Here is a 22,062-nt window from a genome sequence, read left to right as displayed (position 1 = left end):
CTCGCGGGCAATGTGCATGATCTTGATCAAGTCAGGGTTTTTCACCCTTCAGGCGGCGCTGGCCGATGTCCGCCAGGCAGGTCGGCAGCTCGCCCCCAAGCTAGTGATTTGGGGCATCCTGTCCGCCTTGCTGTATCACCTGGTTGCCGGCGTGCGCCATTTGATCATGGACATGGGCATCGGTGAGACGCTGGAAGGCGGCAAGCTGGGCTCTAAAATCGTTATCGCCGTATCCGTGGTGGTAATCGTTCTGGCAGGAGTTTGGATATGGTAACTAACGTCACGAATCTCTCGCGTTCGGGCCTCTATGACTGGATGGCGCAGCGCGTATCTGCGGTCGTTCTCGCGGCTTATTTCATCTTCCTGATCGGGTACCTCGTTGCGAACCCGGGCCTTGGCTACGACCAATGGCACGCCCTGTTCGCCAACAACTGGATGCGTATCTTCAGCCTGCTGGCCATGGTTGCTCTGGGCGCTCACGCCTGGGTCGGCATGTGGACCATTTCGACCGACTACCTGACGCCGATGGCGCTGGGCAAATCGGCGACTGCAGTACGTTTCCTTTTCCAGGCAGTATGCGGCGTTGCAATGTTCGCCTACTTCGTCTGGGGTGTGCAGATTCTCTGGGGTATCTGATTCATGGCTAACATTCCAACGATTTCTTTCGACGCCATCATCATTGGCGGCGGCGGCGCCGGCATGCGTGCCGCATTGCAGCTGGCCCAGGGCGGCCACAAGACTGCAGTGATCACCAAAGTGTTCCCGACTCGTTCGCACACTGTGTCGGCCCAGGGCGGCATCACCTGCGCCATCGCATCGGCCGACCCGAACGATGACTGGCGCTGGCACATGTACGATACCGTCAAGGGTTCCGACTATATCGGTGACCAGGACGCTATCGAATACATGTGTCAGGAAGGCCCAGCCGCGGTTTTCGAGCTGGACCACATGGGTCTGCCGTTTTCCCGTACCGAAACTGGTCGTATCTACCAGCGTCCTTTCGGCGGCCAGTCCAAGGATTACGGTAAAGGCGGCCAGGCTGCCCGTACTTGCGCCGCTTCCGACCGTACCGGTCATGCGCTGCTGCACACCCTTTATCAGGGCAACCTGAAAGCCGGCACCACCTTCCTGAACGAGTACTACGCTGTCGACCTGGTGAAGAACCAGAGCGGCGCGTTCGTCGGTGTGATCGCGATCTGCATCGAAACCGGCGAAACCACCTACATCCGCTCCAAGGCCACCGTTCTGGCCACCGGCGGTGCAGGTCGTATCTATGCGTCCACCACCAACGCCCTGATCAACACCGGTGACGGTGTCGGCATGGCGCTGCGTGCCGGCGTGCCGGTACAAGACATCGAAATGTGGCAGTTCCACCCGACCGGTATCGCCGGCGCTGGCCGATGCACAGCGGCTGGCTGTGAGTACGTACCAGGCGTTGCGGCAAACGATAGCGCAACCAGCCCCGGGTGCAGGCGAGAATTTGCACGTCCTCGCGTTCCAGGCCCACTTCTTCGTTCAACTCGCGGTACAGAGCGTCTTCCGGCGTCTCCTCGGGGTTGATCCCCCCTTGCGGAAACTGCCAGGCATCTTGATTGATACGGCGAGCCCATAGCACCTGGCCGGCATCATTCGTCAGAATGATCCCGACATTGGGGCGGAAACCATCGGGGTCGATCACGGCAACAACCTCGCAAACGCATGTCGCCGCATTGTTCCACAAAGGTTGTGAAAGCAGCAACGAGGCTTCCTACCTTATGTGCACTCTTGTGAAAAGACCGTATTCTGGTCGCCTTTTTTCAGACTTATCAGCGAGTAACCGCGATGCGCCTGGCTTTATTCGACTTGGACAACACCCTTCTGGGCGGCGACAGTGATCACGCCTGGGGCGATTACCTGTGCGAACGAGGCTTCCTCGACGCCGTCACCTACAAGGCCCGCAACGACGAGTTCTATCAGGACTACCTGGCCGGCAAGCTGGACAATGCCGCGTACCTGAACTTCTGCCTGGAAGTGCTCGGCCGCACCGAGATGGACGTGCTCGATCAATGGCACCGCGACTACATGCGCGACTGCATCGACTCGCTGATGCTGCCCAAGGCCGCGCAACTGCTGGCCAAGCACAGAGCGGCCGGCGACAAGCTGGTGATCATCACCGCCACCAACCGCTTCGTCACTGGGCCGATCGCTGAACGCCTGGGCGTGGACACCCTGATCGCCACCGAATGCGAGATGGAAAACGGCCGCTACACCGGGCGCAGCACCGATGTGCCGTGTTTCCGCGAAGGCAAGGTGACGCGCTTGAACCGTTGGCTGGAAGAGACCGGGCACAACCTGCAAGACAGTTGTTTCTATAGCGACTCGATGAATGACCTGCCGCTGCTGGAACTGGTGGCGAACCCGATCGCGGTGGACCCGGACCCGAACCTGCGCGCCCTGGCCGAGCAGCGCGGCTGGCCGGTGATCAGCCTGCGCGACTGAAGACGCCCGCGCGAGCAGGCTCGCTCCCACGGGGGAATGTCATCCCAATGAGGAGCGAGCCGACCCGCGCCGCAACCAAGCGGGCCTCAAACCCTAAACCGGCTTGGCCACCATCAGGTAGAAAATCGCCATGAAGGCCAAGAACGCCGGCCATCCCAACCCGAACCACCAGCGCATGTAAGTCGTCGCCTTGAGCGGCATCGCCGAACCCTCCTGCACCGCCCGCTCCGCCATCTTGTGCACGCGGATCTGCAACCACACCACCGGCAGCCAGCAAATCCCCGCCAGGCAGTACAGGCCGATGCTCCACTGCAACCAGCTCTGCTGCAACGACCACCCCGCCAGATGCATCAGGCCGATACCGCTCAACGGCTGGAATACCGCCGTGGTCGCGGTAAACGCCCAGTCGGCGAACACCAGGTGCCTGAAGGTCACGGCGATCACTTCCACCTTGCCGCTGCGCCAAGCCCGCAGAGCGTAATAAGCGGAGCCGGCGCCGAGCCCGAAGAGGATGGTGGACGACAGGATATGCAGGGTTTTCAGTAACAGGTAAACACTCATTGCCGGGGTTCAGTCCAAACAAGCCATAGAGTTGCCACCATCAGCACCAGGTTCTTGGCGACGGCGGCATAGGGGTCAAACCAGTAGTGGGGCAGAATCAGGCTGATGCAGAGGGTGTAGCCGAGCATCAGCAGCAACTGAAGTTGCAACGCCCGCCGTCGCCAGCGCTTGAACAGCAGCCCCAGGCCCAGCAGGCCATCGCAGGCCGCGCCGGCGATCACCGCCAGCGCCGCCCAAGCGCCCTGCACACCCGCCTCGGCCAGGATCCGCAACCCCCAGTCGTAACCGGGCCCCAGGCATACCGCCGCCGTACCCAGCCAGATCAGCACCAGCACTGCCAGCATCAGTGGGCGCAGGGCGCGCTGGCTGCTCAAGGCTGACGTGGGCCAGTCCTGCAGGCGAGAGGGCAGCGACGCGGCCGAGTAGCCGCAGACCGAAGCCAGCACTTGCGGCTCGGCCACATTGTCCCGTTGCGCCAGGGCCAGGCTCTGCCGGTTCAAGGCGCGCCAACCCAGTCGCTCTCCCAGCCAACTGCCCAGGCCCAGCAGTGGCCCCGGCACTTGCAGGTAACGCCCCGGCCCCCAACCCTGGGCCGCACGCAAGTGATCGATCACCTCGCACAGCCGCATCGCCTCGGGCCCGACCAACGGCAGCACCATCGATTCGCTCGGCCATTGGCGCAGCAAGGCCAGCACCGCGCCGACCAGGTCGTCGATATGCACAGGCTGCAGGCGAGCCTTGAGGTCCAGCAAGGGAATCAGCGGCCAGGGTGAAAGCCCGGCAAGCCAGGCACTGCTGGTACCGCCGGCACCGATGACCAATGAAGGTCGCAGCACCACCGACGCCATGCCCAGGCCCAATAGATAGTCATCCGCCACCCCCTTGCTGCAGAGGAACGGCACATCGGATTGCGCCGATGCGCCGAGGGCGGAAATCTGCAACACCCTGACACCGCGCTGGGCGGCCTGATCGAACAGCACGCGGGCGCCTTGGTCCTGAACCAGGCCCAACGCCCGCACATCCACGCTCAGCACGCCCGCCGCATTGATCACCAGATCAACAGCATCCGGAAAGCTGAAGTGCTTGGGATCGGCAGCCAGCAGGCCCAGGTCCAGGGAACGCCACTCAACCCCCGGCCAGCTCTGGTCCCGGGGCTCGCGACAGGTGGCGATCACGCGGTGCCCCGCTTGCTGCAAGGCACGTAACAGGTGGCGACCGACAAATCCTGTGGCGCCCACCAGAAGAATATTCATGAAGATCCTTAGCGATTAGACCGGCTTGGCCCCCATCAATCCGGCGATCGCCACAAACCCCAGCAGACTGATGACCGCCAGCGCCAGGGTGAAATTCAGGTTGCCGCCCTTGCCCAACCGCAGGCGATTGAGCCGTGCCACCAGCCAGAACCAGCACAACGCCGCCACCGTATAGAGGATGCTGGAGCCCAGAATCCAGGTCTGCCCCAGCGGCCAGCCGATCAGGTGCACCAGCCACCAACCGGTGAACGGCATGCTGACCAGGCTGATGCCCATCAGCAACCACACGAACACCCACGGGCGCTGCACGGTAACGGCCGGGCCGGCGCTGCGCTTGCGCCAGGCCAGCAGCGCCAGGCCGAGACCGCTGAGCAACAGCAGTGCGGTGGCGGCGATGTGGATAACCTTGAGGGTGGTCAGCGTTTCCATGGTTTCGATTCCTTAAGGGCGCCCAGTCAGCGTAGCCGTTCAGCCAAGGAACAACTGATACGCCGGGTTATCGCTCTCGTCCCAGTAGGGGTAGCCGATCTGCGCCAGCGCCGCCGGCACCAAGTGGCGTTCGTTCGCCGGCACTTGCAGGCCCGCGACCACCCGGCCATCGGCCGCGCCATGGTTGCGGTAGTGGAACATCGAGATGTTCCAGCGCCCGCCCAGCTTGTTGAGGAAGTTGAACAGCGCCCCCGGGCGTTCCGGGAACTCGAAGCGCAGCACCACTTCGTCGACCACGTGCGCCGCGCGCCCACCGACCATGTGGCGGATATGCAACTTGGCCAGTTCGTTGTCGGTCAGGTCGGTCACCGGGAAGCCCTGCTCGGTCAGGCTGGCGATCAGCGCGCTGCGCGGGTCGTTTTCCGGGTGGGTCTGCACGCCAACGAAGATATGCGCTTCGCTGCCGTTGTTGTAGCGGTAGTTGAACTCGGTGATCTGACGCTTGCCGACGGCCTCGCAGAACGCCTTGAAGCTGCCCGGCTGCTCGGGAATGGTCACGGCGATGATGGCTTCGCGGCCTTCGCCCAGTTCGGCGCGCTCGGCGACATGGCGCAGGCGGTCGAAGTTGACGTTGGCGCCGGAGTCGATGGCCACCAGGGTCTGCCCGCTGACGCCGCGCTGCTCGACATACTTCTTGATCCCAGCCACGCCCAGGGCGCCGGCCGGCTCGGTGATGGAGCGGGTGTCGTCGTAGATGTCCTTGATCGCCGCGCAGATCTCGTCGGTGCTGACGGTGATCACTTCATCCACATGGTCCTTGCAGATGTCGAAGGTGTGCTGGCCGATCTGCGCCACCGCGACGCCGTCGGCGAAGATGCCCACGGTCGGCAGCACCACACGCTCGCCGGCGGCCATGGCCGCTTGCAGGCAGTTGGAGTCGTCCGGCTCGACGCCGATGATGCGGATTTCCGGGCGCAGGTACTTCACGTAGGCCGCGATCCCGGCGATCAGGCCACCGCCGCCGACCGGCACGAAGATCGCGTCCAGTTGCCCCGGGTGCTGGCGCAGAATCTCCATCGCCACGGTACCCTGCCCGGCGATGGTGTGCGGATCGTCATAGGGGTGGATATAGACGTAGCCTTTTTCGTCCACCAGCTTCAGCGAGTAGGCCAGGGCTTCCGGAAAGGAATCGCCGTGCAGCACCACCTTGCCGCCGCGGGAACGCACGCCTTCGACCTTGATCTCCGGGGTGGTCTTGGGCATCACGATGGTCGCCTTGACCCCCAGCACCTTGGCCGCCAGGGCCAGGCCCTGGGCATGGTTGCCGGCCGATGCGGTGACCACGCCGCGGGCGCGCTCCGCGTCACTGAGCTGGGTCAGCTTGTTGTAGGCGCCACGAATCTTGAACGAGAACACCGGCTGCAAGTCTTCGCGCTTGAGCCAGATCTGATTGCCCAGCCGCTCGGAGAGCTGGCGGGCAGTCTGCAACGGGGTTTCTACGGCAACGTCGTAAACGCGCGAGGTGAGGATCTTCTTGACGTACTGTTCGAGCATCGGAAAGCATCACTGAGCGGGTTGGGCAGGGCCAGCGAGTCTAACCCAGCGTTTGCCCGGGCGACCACACGAATCCAGAGGTTTTAAAGCCCCCGGCCCCGGCCCGGTGGCGCGCTGCGCGCTTTTGACCCGCCAATCGGGCAATGACCTTCCCCGCAGCGGCGCCTATAATGCCGGCCTTTCCGTTCCCCCTTGCCCGCTTCCGGAGCCCGCATGACCCAGGATCAACTCAAACAGGCCGTGGCCCAGGCTGCCGTCGACCTCATCCTCCCGAAACTCGATGACAAGAGCATCGTCGGGGTCGGCACCGGCTCCACCGCCAACTGCTTCATCGACGCCCTGGCCCAGCACAAGGCTGCCTTCGACGGCGCGGTCGCCAGCTCCGAAGCCACCGCGGCGCGCCTCAAGGGCCACGGTATCCCGGTGTACGAACTGAACACCGTCAGCGACCTGGAGTTCTACATCGACGGCGCCGACGAAAGCGACGAGCACCTGAACCTGATCAAGGGCGGCGGCGCGGCCCTGACCCGCGAGAAGATCGTCGCGGCAGTGGCCAAGACCTTCATCTGCATCGCCGACGCCAGCAAACTGGTTCCGGTGCTGGGCAACTTCCCGCTACCGGTCGAAGTGATCCCCATGGCCCGCAGCCACGTGGCCCGCGAGCTGGTGAAGCTGGGCGGCGATCCGGTCTACCGGGAAGGCGTGCTCACCGACAACGGCAACATCATCCTCGACGTGCACAACCTGCAGATCACCAACCCGGTGGAGCTGGAAACGCAGATCAACGCCATCGTCGGCGTGGTCACCAACGGCCTGTTCGCCGCCCGCCCGGCCGACGTGCTGCTGCTGGGCACCAGCGAAGGCGTGAAGACCCTCACCGCCTGATGCCACTGATTTCGCCCCTACTGCAATGGCAGGGGCGAAACAGCCTCTGTAGCCGCTGCCGAGCCTGCGAGGCTGCGCCCGGGCGCGCAGCGACCGCAAAACCAGGCAACCCCATTCTGTCAGGCCGCCCACATACACCGGATCGGCGAGGACTGCGTCCTCGTACGCAGCCTCGCAAGCTCGGCAGCGGCTACAGGGCTACGGGGCTGGCTTTTTGAAGACGTAGAACAGGTTCGGTTCGCTGACCAGGTACAGGGTGCCGTCGTCGTCCATGGCGATACCCTCGGCCTGTGGCACTGTGGCCTGCAAGCCTTGTTGTCCGCTGCGCAACGACAGGGTACTCAGGGGCCGCCCGTCCACGTCCAGCTCCAGCACCAGCCGCGACTCGTCCGACAGCGCCAGTAGATGGCCGGTACGCTCGTCGTATTGCAGGCTGGACAGGTCACGCACGAACAGCCCGGCATCGCGCTTGGGATTGTTGACCACATGCACCGCGTAGGACTTTTCCGGGTCGTAGTGCGGGAAACCCTGGACCTCGTAGATCAGCATCGGGTCGCGCTCCTTGGCGACGAACAGGCGCTTGCCCACCGAGTCGTAGGCCAGGCCTTCGAAGCCCTTGTTGTCGCTCATGTGCACGCCCAGGGTCATCTGCTCGGCGTCCGCGGAGTCGAGGAACACCGTGCCTTCCTCCAAATGAATCTTGATCAGCCGCTGCTGGCGCTCGTCGGTGATTACATAGGTGTCGGCACTGATGAACTCCACCGCTTCCGGGTCGCCAAAGCCGGTCAGGGCGATACGCCGCAGAATGCGTCCGTCGAGCGACAGCTCGATCAGCTCGGCATTGTTGTTGGTCACGGTGAACAGGCTTTTGCGCACCGGGTCGTAGGTCAGCGCCGAAACGTCGTCCAGGCCTTCGATTCTTCGCCCTTCGAGGGTTACCCGATAGCCGTCGAGGCCGATGGCATCGGTGTTGGCCGGCTGCGACATGACCCGCCAGTTGAACCAGATGCGCTCGAAGAAGCGATGGTGCTGCCCGGCAATGCCCAGCAGCACCAGCACGACAAAACACAGGAAAAGGAAAAGCGGTTTGGGGTAGGCGAATCGACGCATGCAGGCAAGCTCAAATACAAATCAGGCGGACGAAATATCACGGCTGGATGAATTTAAGCTTAATCGCTGCGGGCGTAAGCCGGATTACGGCCTTTTGCCCACAGTTTTTTCTGAATCGCTTTCTGAATTAGCGCTTCTCGAAGCGGTAGAACAAGTTGGGCTCGCTGACCATGTACAGGTTGCCCTGCTCGTCCATGGCCACGCCCTCGGCCCGCGGGATGGTGTCCTTCAGGCCGTTGAAGCCGCCCAGCAAGGTCATGAAGCTGACCTGCTCACCGGTTTCGGACAGTTCCAGCAGCAGGTGCGAATCAGCGGACAGCACCAGCAGATGGCCGGTGCGCGGGTCGATGCTCAGGGCGGACAGGTTGCGCAGGTCCAGCTCATCGCTTTCCAGCTTCTGCTTGTCGCCCTTGAGGGTCTGGCTGCCGTCGCTGTTCCAGGTGAACAGCGCCGGCGGACGCTCCTCGCCAAACAGCAGTTGCTGCTTGCGCGGGTCCCAGGCAACGCCTTCGAACGCCTTGTTCTGATCCTTCGACGGCCCCAGGTCGTATTTCGGGAAGTCGGCAATATTCAGCTCGCGGGTAGTGGCGTCCACCTTGACGATGGTCAACTGGTGATCGCGCTCGTCGACAATCCCCATCAGGCCGTTTTCCATGACCGCCACCCCTTCCGGGTTGCTCCAGCCCACCAGCGGCATCTTGCGCAGTACATCGCCCTGCAGGTTCAGCTCGACCAGGAACGGGTTCTTGCCCATCACCGCGAACAGGGTCTTGGTTTGCGGGTTGTAGGTCAGGTCGGACGCCTCGTCATCCTCCATGCCCGGCAGCACCTTGGCGTCGATGACCGCGCGGTAATCCGGCAGCCAGACACTCTCCTGGCGCTCGGCCGGCGTTTCGAAACGCTCCAGCACCCAGAGCAGGCCACGGTCGTCCCAGTGCATGGCGATCGCAACGCCGTACATCACGATGCCCGCGAGCAGCAGCCAGGAATACCAACGCATGGCGAACCGACCGCGGCGGCGAACAGTGTGAAGCTCGGGGGTGTGAGGCAAGGACATGGGCGCGCGTTCCAGAAAACCAGCTATGGGTAATAGCACATCAGGGCAGGCTGAGACGCCTGGAACCGGAAAATTATCCGGACAGCGCGTGAAAAAAACGGCAAAACGTCAGAAATGTCCCCGATTTATATGGCAGAGACCCGCCCATTGCAGGCAGATCTCCCCCCTGAATCCCAATCAGCGCACGCGGCTTTCGAAGCGGCTGACGCCCGGCAGTTCCAGCACCAGCTCATCGCCCACGTGCAGCGGCCCGACGCCCACCGGCGTACCGGTCAGGATCACATCCCCCGCCTGCAGGGAGAAGCAGCCGGCCATGTACTGGATCATCGGCACGATCGGGTTGAGCATGATGCTGCTGTTGCCGTCCTGGCGAACCTCGCCATTGATGGTCAGGCGAATATCGATGTCCGCCAGGTCGGGGAAGGTGCTGCCCACCACGAACGGCGCCAGTACGCAGGCGCCGTCGAAGCATTTGGAGATCTCCCATGGCAGCCCTTTGGCCTTGAGCTCGGCCTGCTTGTCGCGCAGGGTCAGGTCCAGGGCCGGGGCGAAGCCGGAAATGGCATCCAGCACTTCTTCGCGGCTGGGTTGGGTCGACAGCGGCTTGCCGATCAACACCGCGATTTCCGCCTCGTAATGCACCGCGCCACGTTCGGTGGGGATGGCGAAACCGCCTTCCAGCGGCACCACGCAACTGCCCGGCTTGATGAATAGCAGCGGCTCGGTCGGCACCGGATTGTCCAGTTCCCGGGCGTGCTCGGCATAGTTGCGCCCGATGCACACGATCTTGCCGACCGGGAAGTGAATACGGGTACCGTCGACATACTGGTGCTGATAGCTCATTACCGACTCCTGCTCGTTGGGTTCATCAGGTACCGCTGCATGATCGGCTTTCAGGTCAAACAGCGAAAATCTTGCCCGGGTTCATGATGCCGTTCGGGTCGAACACCGCCTTGACCGCCTTCATGTAGTCGATTTCCACCGGCGAACGGCTGTAGCTCAGGTAATCGCGCTTGGTCATGCCCACGCCGTGTTCGGCGGAAATCGAACCGTTGTATTTCTCGACGATTTCGAACACCCACTTGTTCACGGTGGCGCACTTGGCGAAGAACTCGTCCTTGCCGAGGTCGTCCGGCTTGAGGATGTTCAGGTGCAGGTTGCCGTCACCGATGTGGCCGTACCAGACCACCTCGAAATCCGGATAGTGCTTGCCGACGATCTCGTCGATTTCCCGCAAAAAGGCCGGGACCTTCCCCACAGTCACCGAAATATCGTTCTTGTACGGGGTCCAGTGGGAGATGGTTTCGGAGATGTACTCGCGCAGCTTCCACAGGTTGCGCAGCTGGGTTTCGCTCTGGCTCATCACCCCGTCCAGGACCCAGCCCTGCTCCACGCAATGCTCGAAGGTCTCCAGGGCCTGGTTGGCCACCTCCTCGGTGGTCGCCTCGAATTCCAGCAGCGCGTAGAACGGGCACTCGGTCGCGAACGGCGCCGGCACGTCGCCACGGCCCAGGATCTTGGCCAGGGCCTTGTCGGAGAAGAATTCGAAGGCGGTCAGGTCGAGCTTGCCCTGGAAGGCATGCAGCACCGGCATGATCGAGTCGAAATCGGCAGTGCCGAGGACCATGGCGGTGAGGTTCTTCGGCGCACGATCCAGGCGCATGGTGGCCTCGACCACGAAGCCCAGGGTGCCCTCGGCGCCGATGAACAGCTGGCGCAGGTCATAACCGGTGGCGTTCTTGATCAGGTCCTTGTTCAGTTCCAGCAGGTCGCCCTTGCCGGTGACCACCTTCAGGCCGGCCACCCAGTTGCGGGTCATGCCGTAGCGAATCACCTTGATCCCGCCGGCATTGGTGCCGATATTGCCGCCAATCTGGCTGGAACCGGCGGAAGCGAAGTCCACCGGGTAATACAGGCCGTTTTCCACAGCGAGGTTCTGCAACTGCGCGGTGACCACACCCGGCTGGCAGACCGCGGTGCGGTCGGTCAGGTTCAGGTCGAGGATCTGGTTCATAGCGTCGAACGACACCACCACTTCGCCATTGGCCGCCACGGCAGCAGCCGACAGACCGGTGCGGCCGCCGGACGGCACCAGCGCGACCTTGTGCCGGTTGGCCCAGCGCACGATGGCCTGGACCTGCTCGATGGTCTTGGGAAAGACGATGGCGCTCGGCGCCGGGGCGAAGTGTTTGGTCCAATCCTTGCCGTAAGCCTCGAGGGAAGCGGCATCGGTCAGGACCTTGCCAGCCTCGACCAGGGTCTTCAGCTCATCAATCAGCACAGGATTGGTCATCGACAGAACTCTCGAACAATTCATGGTCATCCTGAGAACGCTTCACGTCGCAGGAAGGAGTGCTTAGCGGGGTCCGTATGCTAGCATACGCCCCCCCGCAGAATAGCGCCGAAGGGCCTTCTGCGGCGACGGCTTTCCTGCCGTCCGGGTCAGCATCTGTTGACCATTTCCTGCCATTTTTCTCCGGGACACAGGTTTACGCAGATGAGCAAGACTTCTCTCGATAAGAGCAAGATCAAGTTCCTTCTTCTCGAAGGCGTCCACCAATCGGCTGTCGACGTCCTCAAGGCCGCGGGCTACACCAGCATCGAGTACCTCACCGGTTCTCTGCCGGAAGCCCAACTGAAGGAAAAGATCGCCGATGCGCACTTCATCGGCATTCGCTCCCGCACCCAACTGACGGAAGAGATCTTCGATCACGCGAAGAAGCTCGTTGCGGTTGGCTGCTTCTGCATCGGCACCAACCAGGTCGACCTCGACGCGGCTCGCGAGCGCGGCATCGCCGTGTTCAACGCCCCGTACTCCAACACCCGTTCCGTGGCCGAACTGGTGCTGGCCGAAGCGATCCTGCTGCTGCGCGGCATCCCGGAGAAGAACGCCTCCTGCCACCGTGGCGGCTGGATCAAGAGCGCGGCCAACTCCTTCGAGATCCGTGGCAAGAAGCTGGGCATCGTCGGCTACGGCTCGATCGGCACCCAACTGTCGGTCCTGGCCGAAGGCTTAGGGATGCAAGTGTTCTTCTACGACACCGTGACCAAGCTGCCACTGGGTAACGCCACCCAGGTCGGCAACCTGCACGAGCTGCTGGGCATGTCCGACATCGTGACCCTGCACGTTCCGGAAACCGCTGCGACCCAGTGGATGATCGGCGAGAAGGAAATCCGCGCCATCAAGAAAGGCGGCATCCTGATCAACGCCGCGCGCGGCACCGTGGTCGAGCTGGAGCACCTGGCGGCCGCCATCAAGGACAAGCACCTGATCGGCGCGGCCATCGACGTGTTCCCAGTGGAGCCACGCTCCAACGACGAAGAGTTCGAAAGCCCGCTGCGTGGCCTGGACAACGTGATCCTGACCCCGCACATCGGCGGTTCCACCGCCGAAGCCCAGGCCAACATCGGCCTGGAAGTGGCGGAGAAGCTGGTCAAGTACAGCGACAACGGTACCTCGGTATCGTCGGTGAACTTCCCGGAAGTGGCCCTGCCGGCGCACCCTGGCAAGCACCGCCTGCTGCACATCCACGAGAACATCCCGGGCGTGATGAGCGAGATCAACAAGGTCTTCGCCGAAAACGGCATCAACATCTCCGGTCAGTTCCTGCAGACCAACGAGAAGGTCGGCTACGTGGTGATCGACGTCGACGCCGAATACTCGGAGCTGGCGCAAGAGAAGCTGCAACAGGTCAACGGCACCATCCGTAGCCGCGTCCTGTTCTAAGCGCTGTGCGGCCATGAAAAAGGGAGGTCTTCGGACCTCCCTTTTTCGTTGTCAGCCCGCCTTCATTTGACGGTGACGGTGATCTTTTCCGAAACGATCGGCGGATCGAACGGCACGTGGTTCTTGTCCCCCAGCTCCAGCTGCAGGGTGTGCTTGCCCGGGGCCAGGGTCACTTCGGTTTCGGTCTGGGCCTTGCCGAAGTGGATGTGCTGGGCATCGGCCGGGATCGGCATGTTCTCGGCCGGCAGCTTGTCGACGTCGATCAGCAGGTGGTGGTGCCCGGTATGCGGGGTCTGGTCGCCGGCGGGGGCCAGGGAAATATCGCTGACGCCGAACTTGACCTTGAAGGTCTTGGACACGGTGTCGCCATTGACCGGGGTAACGATGAACACGGAAGCCCCTTCCGGCGCCTTGGTCCGAGGGATATCCGCCGCAGAGGCCAGCATCGAAGCCCCCAGCATCAGGCTGGCCAATGCAGCACGAGACATAAAGGTTTTCATTCTACTCTCCAGTTTTTCCGCAAAATCGGTACGGTTATGACAACTTCGTGGCATATCGTTGTCGAAGGGCAATCAACACCATAGCAAAGCGAGCCCGAACAGCGCGCCGCCTATATGAATTCAAGGAGTGACCATGCGTTTTCTGCCTGGCCTGATACTTTTGCTGCCTCTTGCAAGCACTTGCGCTCAAGCCGAACTGATCGACGACGTGAATGACCGCGGGGAACTGCGCATCGCCCTGGAAGCCAACACCCCGCCGTTCAACTTCAAGGAAGACGGCAAACTCACCGGCTTCGAGGTCGAACTGGGCCAACTGCTCGCCCATGAGCTGGATGTACGGGCGGACTTCGTGGTCACCGACGCCGCCGACCTGCTGCCCGGCGTGGAAAGCGGCCGCTACGACGTCGCCATCAATCACATAGCAATGACCCCGGAACTCAAGGAACGTTTCGACTTCAGCGAGCCTTACAGCTACTCCAGCGCGCAATTGATCGTGCGCAAGGAAGAACAGCGTACCCTGGGCAGCCTGCAGGAACTCCAGGGCCGGGCACTGGGCGTAGCCCAGGGCAGCCAATTCGTGGAGCAGGCGCGCACCGCGGAAGGCATCGACCTGCGCGCCTACCCGAACGCCCAGCAACCGATCAAGGATGTGGCGGACAAGCAGCTCGACGCCGCCATCAGCGACCGCCTGTTGATCCCTTACGCCATCCGCGACAGCCGCCTGCCGGTGAAGGAAGGCGCCAAGCTCGGGCCGACCCTGAGCCTGGCGATCCCGTTCCAGAAAGGCAATCCGGCGTTCCAGACCAGCCTGGACAGCGCCCTGCAGCGCATCAAGGCCGATGGCCGGCTGATGGCGTTGTCGGAAAAATGGTTCGGCATGGACGCGAGCCAGCCGCCCAAGCCTTGAGGGCGGCAGTGGCTACAGGAATCAGAGGGCGGCGAGGGCCGCGGCCGCCTCGGCCAGTTGCAGTTCGCTGAAGACTTGCACCCCGGCCCGCTTGAGCAGGGCGGCGGTGACCCCCTCGCCGCTGACCTTGACCCCGCTGAAGCTGCCATCGTAGGTCAGCAGGTTGCCGCAGGACGGGCTGTTGGCCTTGAGCACGGCGATACGGATCTGGTGTTGACGCACCAGTTCCAGTGCCTGCCGGGCGCCGCTGAGGAACTCGGCGCTGACATCCTCGCCCTCGGTGGTGATCACCTGCGCCAGGCCATCGAGCACTTCGCCGCCCTGCCCGCCGGGAATCTCCGCGGCTGCCCGTGGCGTCGGCAAGCCACCGGCGACTTCCGGGCACAGGGCAACCACCCGCCCCTCGGCCTGCCAGCTCGCCAGCAGATCGAACGGCCCACTGGCCGCGCCGTCGTAGCGCACGGGATGGCCCAGCAGGCAGCGACTGACCAGGACCTTGTGCATGATCAGAACGGCTCGCTGCCGCGACGGCGGAACCAGCCCGTCAAGGACAGGCGCTCCCGGGTCGCGGGCAGGACTTCGTGGGGCATCTCGCCGGAGAGGAACACCACCAGCCGGCCGCCGACGGGCTCCACGTCATGTTCGACCTCGCCCTCCAGGTACATACGCAGTTGCCCGCCCTGCTCGGGCAACCAGTCCTGGTTGAGGTAGATCACCGCGGACACCGTGCGCCGGTCATCGTCGCGAAAACGGTCGACATGCCTGAGGTAGAACGCCCCCGGCGGGTACAGGGCGAAATGACTTTCGAAGTCTTCCAGGCCGAGGAACAGGCCACGGTTCAGCGCTTCGCGCAGGCTGTCCATCAACCCCAGGTAGGTATCGCAGCACTCGGCCTGGCCGGGCTCGAGCCACTGGATATGATCGCCACGGATCCCCTCGCGGATCTCCTGCGCCGGGCCCCGGCCGACCGCTGCCGGCGCCAGCTCGCCCTCGGCCGCGCGCTTACGGCACTCGGTCGCCAGCTCCAGGGTCAGGGCTTCTGGCAGGAAGATATTCTGCTGCGACCAGCCATGGGCGGCCAGGTCGTCGACGATGCGTAACAGCAGCGGGTGATCAGAGGGTATTTGCATGGCACGCATAGTATCCACACCCGAATGAATCCGACAGATCCCAAAGATAATTCTGACCAAGCACGCTGGCGGCCTTTGCATTCGTCGTCCGATCGGACGGTTTGCGTACTGAACCTGATACGAATTCTCGACAACCATCGCCTTGCCCCGGAGAATAGTGGGCTGCCGACAGGAGTCCTTATGCGCCGTTTGCTTTTTTCACTGTTGATGTTCTGTGTGTTGCCCGCCTGGGCAGACGGCCACGACCAGTTGTACAAGGTCGCCGGCTGGCCGGAACAACGCGCGCATTTCAACGATGCCATCACCGCCGCCCAGCAGCGTTACCAGAGTAGCCTGCCGCCCGCGGTCTATCAGGCGCTGGTCGACAACAGCAACCAGCGCTTCGCCCCACAGGCCATGGACCACCGGGCCGAGGCGCAGTTGCGGCAGAAGCTCGCCGACCCGAAGCCGGCGCTGCAGTTTTTCCAGTCGCCCCTGGGGCGCAAGATCATCGCCGCCGAACTGCTGGCGACCCGCCGCGACCAGCTGGCGAAAAACGCCCAGGGCTTGCCGAAGATGCAGGCCAGCGATACCCGTCAACTGATCATCGGCCACCTGGCCCAGGCGCTGCCGGCCCGCGAGGCCGGCGCGGAAGTCAGCCTGGCGATCGCCGGCGTCGCGGCCGACAGCCTGAGCCAGATGATCCCCGGCCTGCTGGGGGCCGGCCAGGCCCAGAACATGCTCAACGGCCAGCGCCAGCGGCTGATGGCGCAGATCGGCAACGACCTGAACAACACCCTGCTGTATGTCTACCGCGACCTGTCCGACCCGGAGCTGGAAGAGTTCGCCAGCTTCGCCGAGTCCGCCGACGGCAAGGCCTACTATCAGGCCGCCCTGGCCGCGATCCGTGCCGGGCTGGCCGTCGGCCAGAGCACGTCGAGCCTCGCCCCCTGAACACCCTGTAGCCGCTGCCGAAGGCTGCGATAGGTCCGAAGGACCTCAGCGGTCGCAAGATCACCACGTCCGCTGAGTTCGATCCCTCCGAGCGCGCCTCCAGCCTGCGGCGCTGACTACAGCGGGAATACCCTCAGAGATGTTGGTTCAGGAAGGCGAAATATTCCTGGCGAATCCGCGCCGCCTCGTTCGCCAGATGGTGCCGCGCCTCAGGGAGCATCAGCACCTGAGGCTGCTGGAATTTCTCCCGGATCACCTGCAGGTTGTGCTGCCAATCCACCGTCATGTCCGCCTGCCCTTGCACGATCAACGGCTGCCGGCTGCTGCCCGGGGCCAGCTCGATACGCTTGATCCACTGCGCCAGCGCCCCGACCCAGGCGGTCGGCAGGCGCAAGGGCTGCAACGGGTCGCGCTGCAGGAACGGCAGGAACTCCGGATCGGTGGAGTTCTCGCTGAAGCGCCGGGCAATGCCTTTGACAAATGGCCGCAGCAAGTAATAGCTGAGTTTCGACCAGCCCCAGGCCCGCGGACGCACCAGCGGCGACAGCAGGATCACCTGCCCCTGGGCCGGGCTTTGCGCGCCCTGGTTGAGCAGGTGATCGATCACGATCGCGCCTCCCGTGCTTTGCCCGCACAGGTGCCAAGGCTGCGGCAGATCGAGGGACCGAGCCTCGTCGAACAAGCCTTGCAGCACAGCCTGGTACACCGCGAAATCATCGATGCTGGCGCGCTCGCCGCTGGACAGGCCATGGCCCGGCAAGTCGCAGGCAATCACCGCCCACTGGCGCTGCAGCGCCCACTCGATCACGTGCCGGTACAAGCCCATGTGGTCATAGAAGCCGTGCAGCAGAAACACGGTGGCCACCGGCTGTTCCGGCCACCAGACCTGCCCGACCAGGTCGTAGCCGTCGACCGTGAAACGCCCCAACCCACGCCTGGCCGGCAAATCCAGCCCATAGAAGCGCTGATAGGCCTGCGCCTGGGCCGAGAGCGGCTGCGCCTCGGCCAGAGGCCGCAGGCTGGCGCGCAGAAGGTCGGGGTCGAAGGTCGCGGGCATAAGGGATTTCCAGGCGGTGGCGCGTAACGCGAAACAGGCTTTATCGGCCTGCGATATTCATCTGTCGCAGCAAGCATGGCAAGCTACGCGACCTTCAAGGAACGATCCGTATGCGCCTGCCCTACCGCACGACCCTGCTTGCCAGCCTGCTCGCCCTCCTCTGCGCCGGAGTGCTGTGGGTGGCCTACGACTGGTTCCAGGGCCGTTTCCTGCGGGCCTTCAGCGAACACACCGCGGTGTTTTCCGGCGACCCGCTGCAACTGCCTGCTGGGCTGGCTGGCCCAGGCGCCATCCGCCTGGTGCACTTCTGGGACCCGGCCTGCCCGTGCAATGTCGGCAACCAGCAGCACCTGGCCGAGCTGATCGAGCACTACGGGCCGCAGGGCGTGGAGTTCTACTCAGTGCAGAAAACCGGCAGCCACGGCCAGCTGCCCGCCACCCTGAGCCAGCTGAAAGTCCTCGACGGCCTGCCCGGTTCGGAGCAGATCCCCGCCAGCCCGGCCGTGGCGATCTGGGACCGCAGCGGCAAGCTGGCCTACTTCGGCCCCTACAGCGAAGGCCTGACCTGCAACTCCAGCAACAGCTTCATCGAGCCGATCCTCCAGGCCCTGCAAGAAGGCCGTGCGGTCAACGCCACCCACACCCTGGCGGTGGGCTGTTATTGTCCATGGCCGAACCCGACGGATTAAGGCATTCCTGACTTTTCGAGGACAGCGGATGCCCGGCACAGAAGGCCTGTGCTAAATGTTTGCCTCCCCCCACGGCAGGCAATCGCAGAAAGAACAAGGAGTCACCATGAAACGCAGCCTGACCGTAGTCGCCGTCCTGATCCTCGCCCTTGCCGCGGGAGGGGGCTGGTACCTGTACAGCAAGCAGCCGACGCGCCAGGGCCAGGTCGAGCTGGAGCGTCTGCAGGGCTCGGTCACGGTGCGTTACGACGAACGCGGCGTGCCGCATATCCGCGCGGAAAACGAGACCGACCTGTACCGCGCCCTGGGCTACGTCCATGCCCAGGACCGGCTGTTCCAGATGGAGATCATGCGGCGCCTGGCCCGGGGCGAGCTGGCCGAGATCCTGGGTCCCAAGTTGCTCGACACCGACAAACTGTTCCGCAGCCTGCGCATCCGCGAGCGCGCCGAGAGCTACGTGGCCGGGCTGGATCGCCAGTCCCCGGCCTGGAAAGGCCTGCAAGCCTACCTGGACGGGATCAACCAGTATCAGAACACTCACCCGCAACCCATCGAATTCGACGTCCTGGGCATTCCCAAGCGTTCCTTTACCGCCGAAGACAGCATCAGCGTCGCCGGCTACATGGCCTACAGCTTCGCCGCGGCCTTCCGTACCGAGCCGCTGCTGACCTACGTCCGTGACCAGCTCGGCAGCGACTACCTGAAGGTCTTCGACCTCGACTGGCAGCCCAAGGGCGCCCTGGCCAGGGGCCGCGGCCCGCTGGCGCCAAACCTGGCCGCCAGCGACTGGCAGGACCTGGGCGCCATCGCCCGGCTGAGCGAGCAGGCCCTGGCCGACACCGGCCTGCCGCAATTCGAAGGCAGCAACGCCTGGGCCATCTCCGGCACCCGCACCAAGAGCGGCAAACCGTTGCTGGCCGGCGACCCGCACATCCGCTTCGCGGTGCCGTCGGTGTGGTACGAGGCCCAGCTGTCGGCGCCGGGCTTCGAGCTCTACGGCCACCATCAGGCGCTGGTGCCCTACGCCTTTCTCGGTCACAACCTGGACTTCGGCTGGAGCCTGACCATGTTCCAGAACGACGACCTGGACCTGATCGCCGAGAAGGTCAACCCGAACAACGCCAACCAGGTCTGGTACCGCGGCAAGTGGGTCGACCTGATCAACAGCGAGCAGCAGATCGCCGTGAAGGGCCAGCCGCCGGTCACCCAGATCCTGCGCCAGTCGCCCCACGGGCCGATCGTCAACGACGTGCTCGGGGCCAATGCCGGCAAGACACCGATTGCCATGTGGTGGGCCTTCCTGGAGGCGCCAAACCCGATCCTCGACGGCTTCTACCAACTCAACCGCGCCGACACCCTGGCCAAGGCCCGCAGCGCCGCGGCCAAGGTCCAGGCGCCGGGGCTGAACATCGTCTGGGCCAACGCCAAGGGCGATATCGGCTGGTGGGCCGCGGCGCTGCTGCCGAAACGGCCGATCGGCGCCAAGGGCGCCTTCATCCTCGACGGCAGCACCTCGCTGGCGGACAAGGACGGCTTTTACCCGTTCAGCGCCAACCCCCAGGAAGAAAACCCGGCGCGCGGCTATATCGTCTCGGCCAACTTCCAGCCGGTCTCGCCCACCGGCATGGAGATCCCCGGCTACTACAACCTGGCCGACCGCGGCCAGCAGCTGGACCGCCAGCTCAGCGACAAGAGCGTGAAGTGGGACCTTGAAGCCAGCCAGAAACTCCAGCTGGGCACCACCACCGCCTATGGCCCGCGCTTGCTGGCACCGCTGTTGCCGGTGCTGCGCGAAGTGGTGAGCGACCCGCGGGAACTCAAGCTGGTGGAACAACTGGCGCAGTGGAAAGGCGACTACCCGCTGGATTCCACCAGCGCCACCCTGTTCAACCAGTTCCTGTTCGACCTGACCGACGCCACCTTCCACGACGAACTGGGCGACGCCTTCTTCGACACCCTGCTGACCACCCGGGTGATCGACGCCGCCCTGCCGCGCCTGGCCGCCTCCGCCGACTCGCCGTGGTGGGACAACCGCAACACCCTGGGCCAGGAAAGCCGCGCCGACACGGTCCGGACCGCCTGGCGCGCCAGCATCGCCCATCTCAAGGCGACCCTGGGCGACGACCCGGCGCAATGGCTGTGGGGCCAGGCGCATACCCTGACCCACGGCCACCCGCTGGGTCTGCAGAAGCCCCTGGACCGGGTATTCAACGTCGGCCCGTTCGCCGCGCCGGGCACCCACGAAGTGCCGAACAACCAGTCGGCGAAGATCGGCCCGGCGCCCTGGCCGGTGACCTATGGCCCCTCGACCCGGCGCCTGATCGACTTTGCCGACCCGGCCCACAGCCTGAGCATCAACCCGGTGGGACAAAGCGGGGTGCTGTTCGATGCGCACTATCAGGATCAGGCCGAGGCCTATATCGAGGGGGTGTACCAGCAGGCGCACTTCAACGAAGAAGAGGTGACGGCCAATACCCGCGGCACCCTGAAGCTGTTGCCGGCGCGGACGGCGCAATAACCCACGAACGCTCCTACAGTGCGGCTGCCGTCAGAACCCCATCGGCATGCTTGAGCCTCCCAGAAACGACATCGCCCCTGCTCAGGGGCGATGTCGTTGCAGCCGGTCAAACGCGTCTCAGGCGGCTTCCGGCGCCTGCGAGCGGCGGACGTCCGGCTGCTTCCAGGAATCGGCCGCCGCCTCTTCCACAGCCTGCTGGATCGCGCGCTTGCGACGCTCTTCGGCCTGGCGGCTGAAGTACCAGACCAGGAAGGTCACCAGCGATACCGCCAGCAGGATCAGGCTGGCCACGGCGTTGATCTCCGGCTTCACCCCCAGGCGCACCGCCGAGAACACTTCCATCGGCAGGGTGGTGGAACCCGGGCCGGACACGAAGCTCGCCAGCACCAGGTCGTCCAGGGACAGGGCGAACGACATCATGCCGCCCGCCGCCAGCGACGGCGCGATCATCGGGATGGTGATCAGGAAGAACACCTTGAACGGCCGCGCGCCCAGGTCCATGGCCGCCTCTTCGATGGACAGGTCCAGCTCGCGCAAACGCGCCGACACCACCACCGCCACGTAGGCCGCGCAGAACGTGGTGTGGGCGATCCAGATGGTGACGATGCCCCGCTCCTGGGGCCAGCCGATCAACTGCGCCATGGCCACGAACAGCAGCAACAGCGACAGGCCGGTGATCACCTCGGGCATCACCAGCGGCGCGGTGACCAGACCACCGAACAGGGTGCGGCCCTTGAAGCGGGTGACCCGGGTCAGCACGAAGGCCGCCAGGGTGCCCAGGGCCACCGCCGCCACGGCGGTGTAGCAGGCGATCTCCAGGGAACGCACCACCGAGCCCATCAGTTGCGAGTTGTCCAGCAGGCCGACGTACCACTTCACCGACCAGCCGCCCCAGACCGTCACCAGCTTGGAGGCGTTGAACGAGTAGATCACCAGGATCAGCATCGGCAGGTAAATGAACAGCAGCCCCACCACCAGCATCAGGCTCGAGAAACTGAAGCGCCTCATTCCTTGCCCTCCATTTCTTTGGCCTGACTGCGGTTGAAGAGGATGATCGGCACAATCAGGATCGCCAGCATCACCACTGCCAGGGCCGAAGCCACCGGCCAGTCACGGTTGTTGAAGAACTCTTGCCAGAGCACTTTACCGATCATCAGGGTTTCCGGGCCGCCCAGCAGTTCCGGACCTACGCCGACCAGGCCATCGGGCCGTGGGCGGGCTTCACCATCGGCTGGCTGTACTGGTGGTTCTGGGTGTTGGTGATTCCGATCGAG

At 64.0% G+C, this 22,062-nt stretch carries 23 protein-coding genes and 3 pseudogenes; 11 read left to right on the top strand and 15 right to left on the bottom strand.

The annotated features are described in order from the left end of the window. From sdhC to ACQKQA_RS25285, 3 genes and pseudogenes are all read left to right on the top strand, one after another. Positions 1-274 (top strand): succinate dehydrogenase, cytochrome b556 subunit (gene sdhC / locus ACQKQA_RS25295; protein WP_427563660.1); only part of this gene is annotated, 274 nt, incomplete at its 5' end. Next, entirely contained in the window at positions 268-636 is a 369-nt protein-coding gene (gene sdhD, locus ACQKQA_RS25290) for a succinate dehydrogenase, hydrophobic membrane anchor protein (RefSeq protein ID WP_427563658.1), read from the top strand. The genes sdhC and sdhD, both read left to right, overlap by 7 nt. 3 nt (positions 637-639) lie before the next feature. Beyond that, positions 640-1,446 (top strand): annotated as a pseudogene (locus ACQKQA_RS25285) (FAD-binding protein); the annotation flags it as partial. On the opposite strand, the pseudogene ACQKQA_RS25280 reads toward ACQKQA_RS25285, so the two are convergent. Further along, positions 1,382-1,678, bottom strand: a pseudogene (locus ACQKQA_RS25280) (RNA pyrophosphohydrolase); the annotation flags it as partial. The pseudogenes ACQKQA_RS25285 and ACQKQA_RS25280 overlap by 65 nt on opposite strands. 143 nt (positions 1,679-1,821) lie before the next feature. On the opposite strand from ACQKQA_RS25280, the gene ACQKQA_RS25275 reads away from it, so the two are divergent. Then, positions 1,822-2,478: an HAD family hydrolase gene (locus tag ACQKQA_RS25275; protein ID WP_427563656.1), complete on the top strand. Its 657-nt coding sequence runs from the start codon at positions 1,822-1,824 to the stop codon at positions 2,476-2,478. A 93-nt stretch (positions 2,479-2,571) separates the two neighbouring features. On the opposite strand, the gene ACQKQA_RS25270 is transcribed toward ACQKQA_RS25275, so the two are convergent. From ACQKQA_RS25270 to ilvA, 4 genes are read right to left on the bottom strand one after another with little or no spacing between them, the layout of a single operon-like run. Beyond that, entirely contained in the window at positions 2,572-3,039 is a 468-nt protein-coding gene (locus tag ACQKQA_RS25270; protein ID WP_427563654.1) for a DUF2269 family protein, read from the bottom strand. Next, on the bottom strand, positions 3,036-4,292 hold the full coding sequence (locus ACQKQA_RS25265) for an SDR family oxidoreductase (RefSeq protein ID WP_427563652.1): 1,257 nt from the start codon (positions 4,290-4,292) through the stop codon (positions 3,036-3,038). Before ACQKQA_RS25265 ends, ACQKQA_RS25270 begins: the two co-directional genes overlap by 4 nt. A 15-nt stretch (positions 4,293-4,307) precedes the next feature. Beyond that, complete coding sequence (locus ACQKQA_RS25260) at positions 4,308-4,721, bottom strand: DUF2269 family protein (RefSeq protein WP_427563650.1); 414 nt, start codon at positions 4,719-4,721, stop codon at positions 4,308-4,310. 39 nt (positions 4,722-4,760) lie between these two features. Beyond that, positions 4,761-6,275 (bottom strand): threonine ammonia-lyase, biosynthetic, encoded by a 1,515-nt coding sequence (gene ilvA / locus ACQKQA_RS25255; protein WP_427563648.1) that lies wholly within the window; start codon positions 6,273-6,275, stop codon positions 4,761-4,763. Positions 6,276-6,488: 213 nt separating this feature from the next. On the opposite strand from ilvA, the gene rpiA reads away from it, so the two are divergent. Then, positions 6,489-7,160 (top strand): ribose-5-phosphate isomerase RpiA, encoded by a 672-nt coding sequence (gene rpiA / locus ACQKQA_RS25250; RefSeq protein ID WP_427563646.1) that lies wholly within the window; start codon positions 6,489-6,491, stop codon positions 7,158-7,160. A gap of 198 nt (positions 7,161-7,358) precedes the next feature. On the opposite strand, the gene ACQKQA_RS25245 is transcribed toward rpiA, so the two are convergent. The 4 genes from ACQKQA_RS25245 to ACQKQA_RS25230 all read right to left on the bottom strand — a co-directional run bounded on the left by ACQKQA_RS25245 (position 7,359) and on the right by ACQKQA_RS25230 (position 11,620). Then, a complete protein-coding gene (locus ACQKQA_RS25245; RefSeq protein WP_427563644.1) occupies positions 7,359-8,270 on the bottom strand; it encodes an SdiA-regulated domain-containing protein in 912 nt (303 codons plus the stop codon). Between the two features lie 127 nt (positions 8,271-8,397). After that, a complete protein-coding gene (locus ACQKQA_RS25240; protein WP_427563642.1) occupies positions 8,398-9,327 on the bottom strand; it encodes an SdiA-regulated domain-containing protein in 930 nt (309 codons plus the stop codon). A gap of 177 nt (positions 9,328-9,504) precedes the next feature. After that, positions 9,505-10,170 (bottom strand): fumarylacetoacetate hydrolase family protein, encoded by a 666-nt coding sequence (locus tag ACQKQA_RS25235; RefSeq protein WP_427563641.1) that lies wholly within the window; start codon positions 10,168-10,170, stop codon positions 9,505-9,507. 55 nt (positions 10,171-10,225) lie between these two features. Continuing rightward, positions 10,226-11,620: an FAD-binding oxidoreductase gene (locus ACQKQA_RS25230; protein WP_427563640.1), complete on the bottom strand. Its 1,395-nt coding sequence runs from the start codon at positions 11,618-11,620 to the stop codon at positions 10,226-10,228. A 204-nt stretch (positions 11,621-11,824) separates the two neighbouring features. Here ACQKQA_RS25230 and serA point away from each other — a divergent pair, with 204 nt between their 5' ends. After that, positions 11,825-13,054, top strand: a complete 1,230-nt coding sequence (gene serA / locus ACQKQA_RS25225) for a phosphoglycerate dehydrogenase (protein WP_427563638.1) — start codon at positions 11,825-11,827, stop codon at positions 13,052-13,054. 62 nt (positions 13,055-13,116) lie between these two features. On the opposite strand, the gene ACQKQA_RS25220 is transcribed toward serA, so the two are convergent. Continuing rightward, the gene (locus ACQKQA_RS25220) at positions 13,117-13,554 is read right to left on the bottom strand and encodes a DUF4399 domain-containing protein (protein WP_427563636.1); all 438 of its coding nucleotides are present in this window, start codon (positions 13,552-13,554) and stop codon (positions 13,117-13,119) included. A 133-nt stretch (positions 13,555-13,687) separates the two neighbouring features. On the opposite strand from ACQKQA_RS25220, the gene ACQKQA_RS25215 reads away from it, so the two are divergent. Further along, positions 13,688-14,461: a transporter substrate-binding domain-containing protein gene (locus ACQKQA_RS25215; protein WP_427563635.1), complete on the top strand. Its 774-nt coding sequence runs from the start codon at positions 13,688-13,690 to the stop codon at positions 14,459-14,461. 21 nt (positions 14,462-14,482) lie between these two features. Here ACQKQA_RS25215 and ACQKQA_RS25210 read toward each other — a convergent pair whose 3' ends face one another. Both ACQKQA_RS25210 and ACQKQA_RS25205 read right to left on the bottom strand, forming a co-directional pair. Then, the gene (locus ACQKQA_RS25210) at positions 14,483-14,965 is read right to left on the bottom strand and encodes a DUF523 domain-containing protein (protein WP_427563633.1); all 483 of its coding nucleotides are present in this window, start codon (positions 14,963-14,965) and stop codon (positions 14,483-14,485) included. Between the two features lie 2 nt (positions 14,966-14,967). Further along, complete coding sequence (locus ACQKQA_RS25205; protein ID WP_427563631.1) at positions 14,968-15,600, bottom strand: 2OG-Fe(II) oxygenase; 633 nt, start codon at positions 15,598-15,600, stop codon at positions 14,968-14,970. 171 nt (positions 15,601-15,771) lie between these two features. Here ACQKQA_RS25205 and ACQKQA_RS25200 point away from each other — a divergent pair, with 171 nt between their 5' ends. Further along, complete coding sequence (locus ACQKQA_RS25200; RefSeq protein ID WP_427563629.1) at positions 15,772-16,524, top strand: DUF2059 domain-containing protein; 753 nt, start codon at positions 15,772-15,774, stop codon at positions 16,522-16,524. Positions 16,525-16,657: 133 nt separating this feature from the next. Here ACQKQA_RS25200 and ACQKQA_RS25195 read toward each other — a convergent pair whose 3' ends face one another. Next, positions 16,658-17,581, bottom strand: a complete 924-nt coding sequence (locus ACQKQA_RS25195) for an alpha/beta hydrolase (RefSeq protein ID WP_427563628.1) — start codon at positions 17,579-17,581, stop codon at positions 16,658-16,660. 110 nt (positions 17,582-17,691) lie between these two features. Between ACQKQA_RS25195 and ACQKQA_RS25190 the strand changes: the two genes are divergently transcribed. Continuing rightward, a complete protein-coding gene (locus ACQKQA_RS25190) occupies positions 17,692-18,270 on the top strand; it encodes a DUF6436 domain-containing protein (RefSeq protein WP_427563627.1) in 579 nt (192 codons plus the stop codon). A 106-nt stretch (positions 18,271-18,376) separates the two neighbouring features. After that, positions 18,377-20,788 carry a penicillin acylase family protein gene (locus ACQKQA_RS25185; RefSeq protein WP_427563625.1) on the top strand — a complete coding sequence of 804 codons (2,412 nt, stop codon included), beginning with the start codon at positions 18,377-18,379 and terminating at the stop codon, positions 20,786-20,788. Positions 20,789-20,905: 117 nt separating this feature from the next. Here the strand turns inward: ACQKQA_RS25185 and ACQKQA_RS25180 are convergent, their stop codons facing one another. Together ACQKQA_RS25180 and ACQKQA_RS25175 are read right to left on the bottom strand one after the other, a co-directional pair. Further along, positions 20,906-21,796: an ABC transporter permease subunit gene (locus ACQKQA_RS25180; protein ID WP_427563623.1), complete on the bottom strand. Its 891-nt coding sequence runs from the start codon at positions 21,794-21,796 to the stop codon at positions 20,906-20,908. Continuing rightward, positions 21,793-21,972 (bottom strand): annotated as a pseudogene (locus ACQKQA_RS25175) (putrescine ABC transporter permease PotH); the annotation flags it as partial. The gene ACQKQA_RS25180 and the pseudogene ACQKQA_RS25175, both read right to left, overlap by 4 nt. On the opposite strand from ACQKQA_RS25175, the gene ACQKQA_RS25170 reads away from it, so the two are divergent. Next, positions 21,919-22,062, top strand: a 144-nt coding sequence (locus ACQKQA_RS25170) for a hypothetical protein (RefSeq protein WP_427563662.1), incomplete at its 3' end; no start/stop codon positions are given. The pseudogene ACQKQA_RS25175 and the gene ACQKQA_RS25170 overlap by 54 nt on opposite strands.

It is taken from the genome of Pseudomonas sp. NPDC089530, assembly GCF_050280705.1.
Classification (GTDB): Bacteria; Pseudomonadota; Gammaproteobacteria; order Pseudomonadales; family Pseudomonadaceae; genus Aquipseudomonas.
Note: the sequence above shows the minus strand (reverse complement) of the source record. Positions and strands in the feature narration are given on the sequence as shown.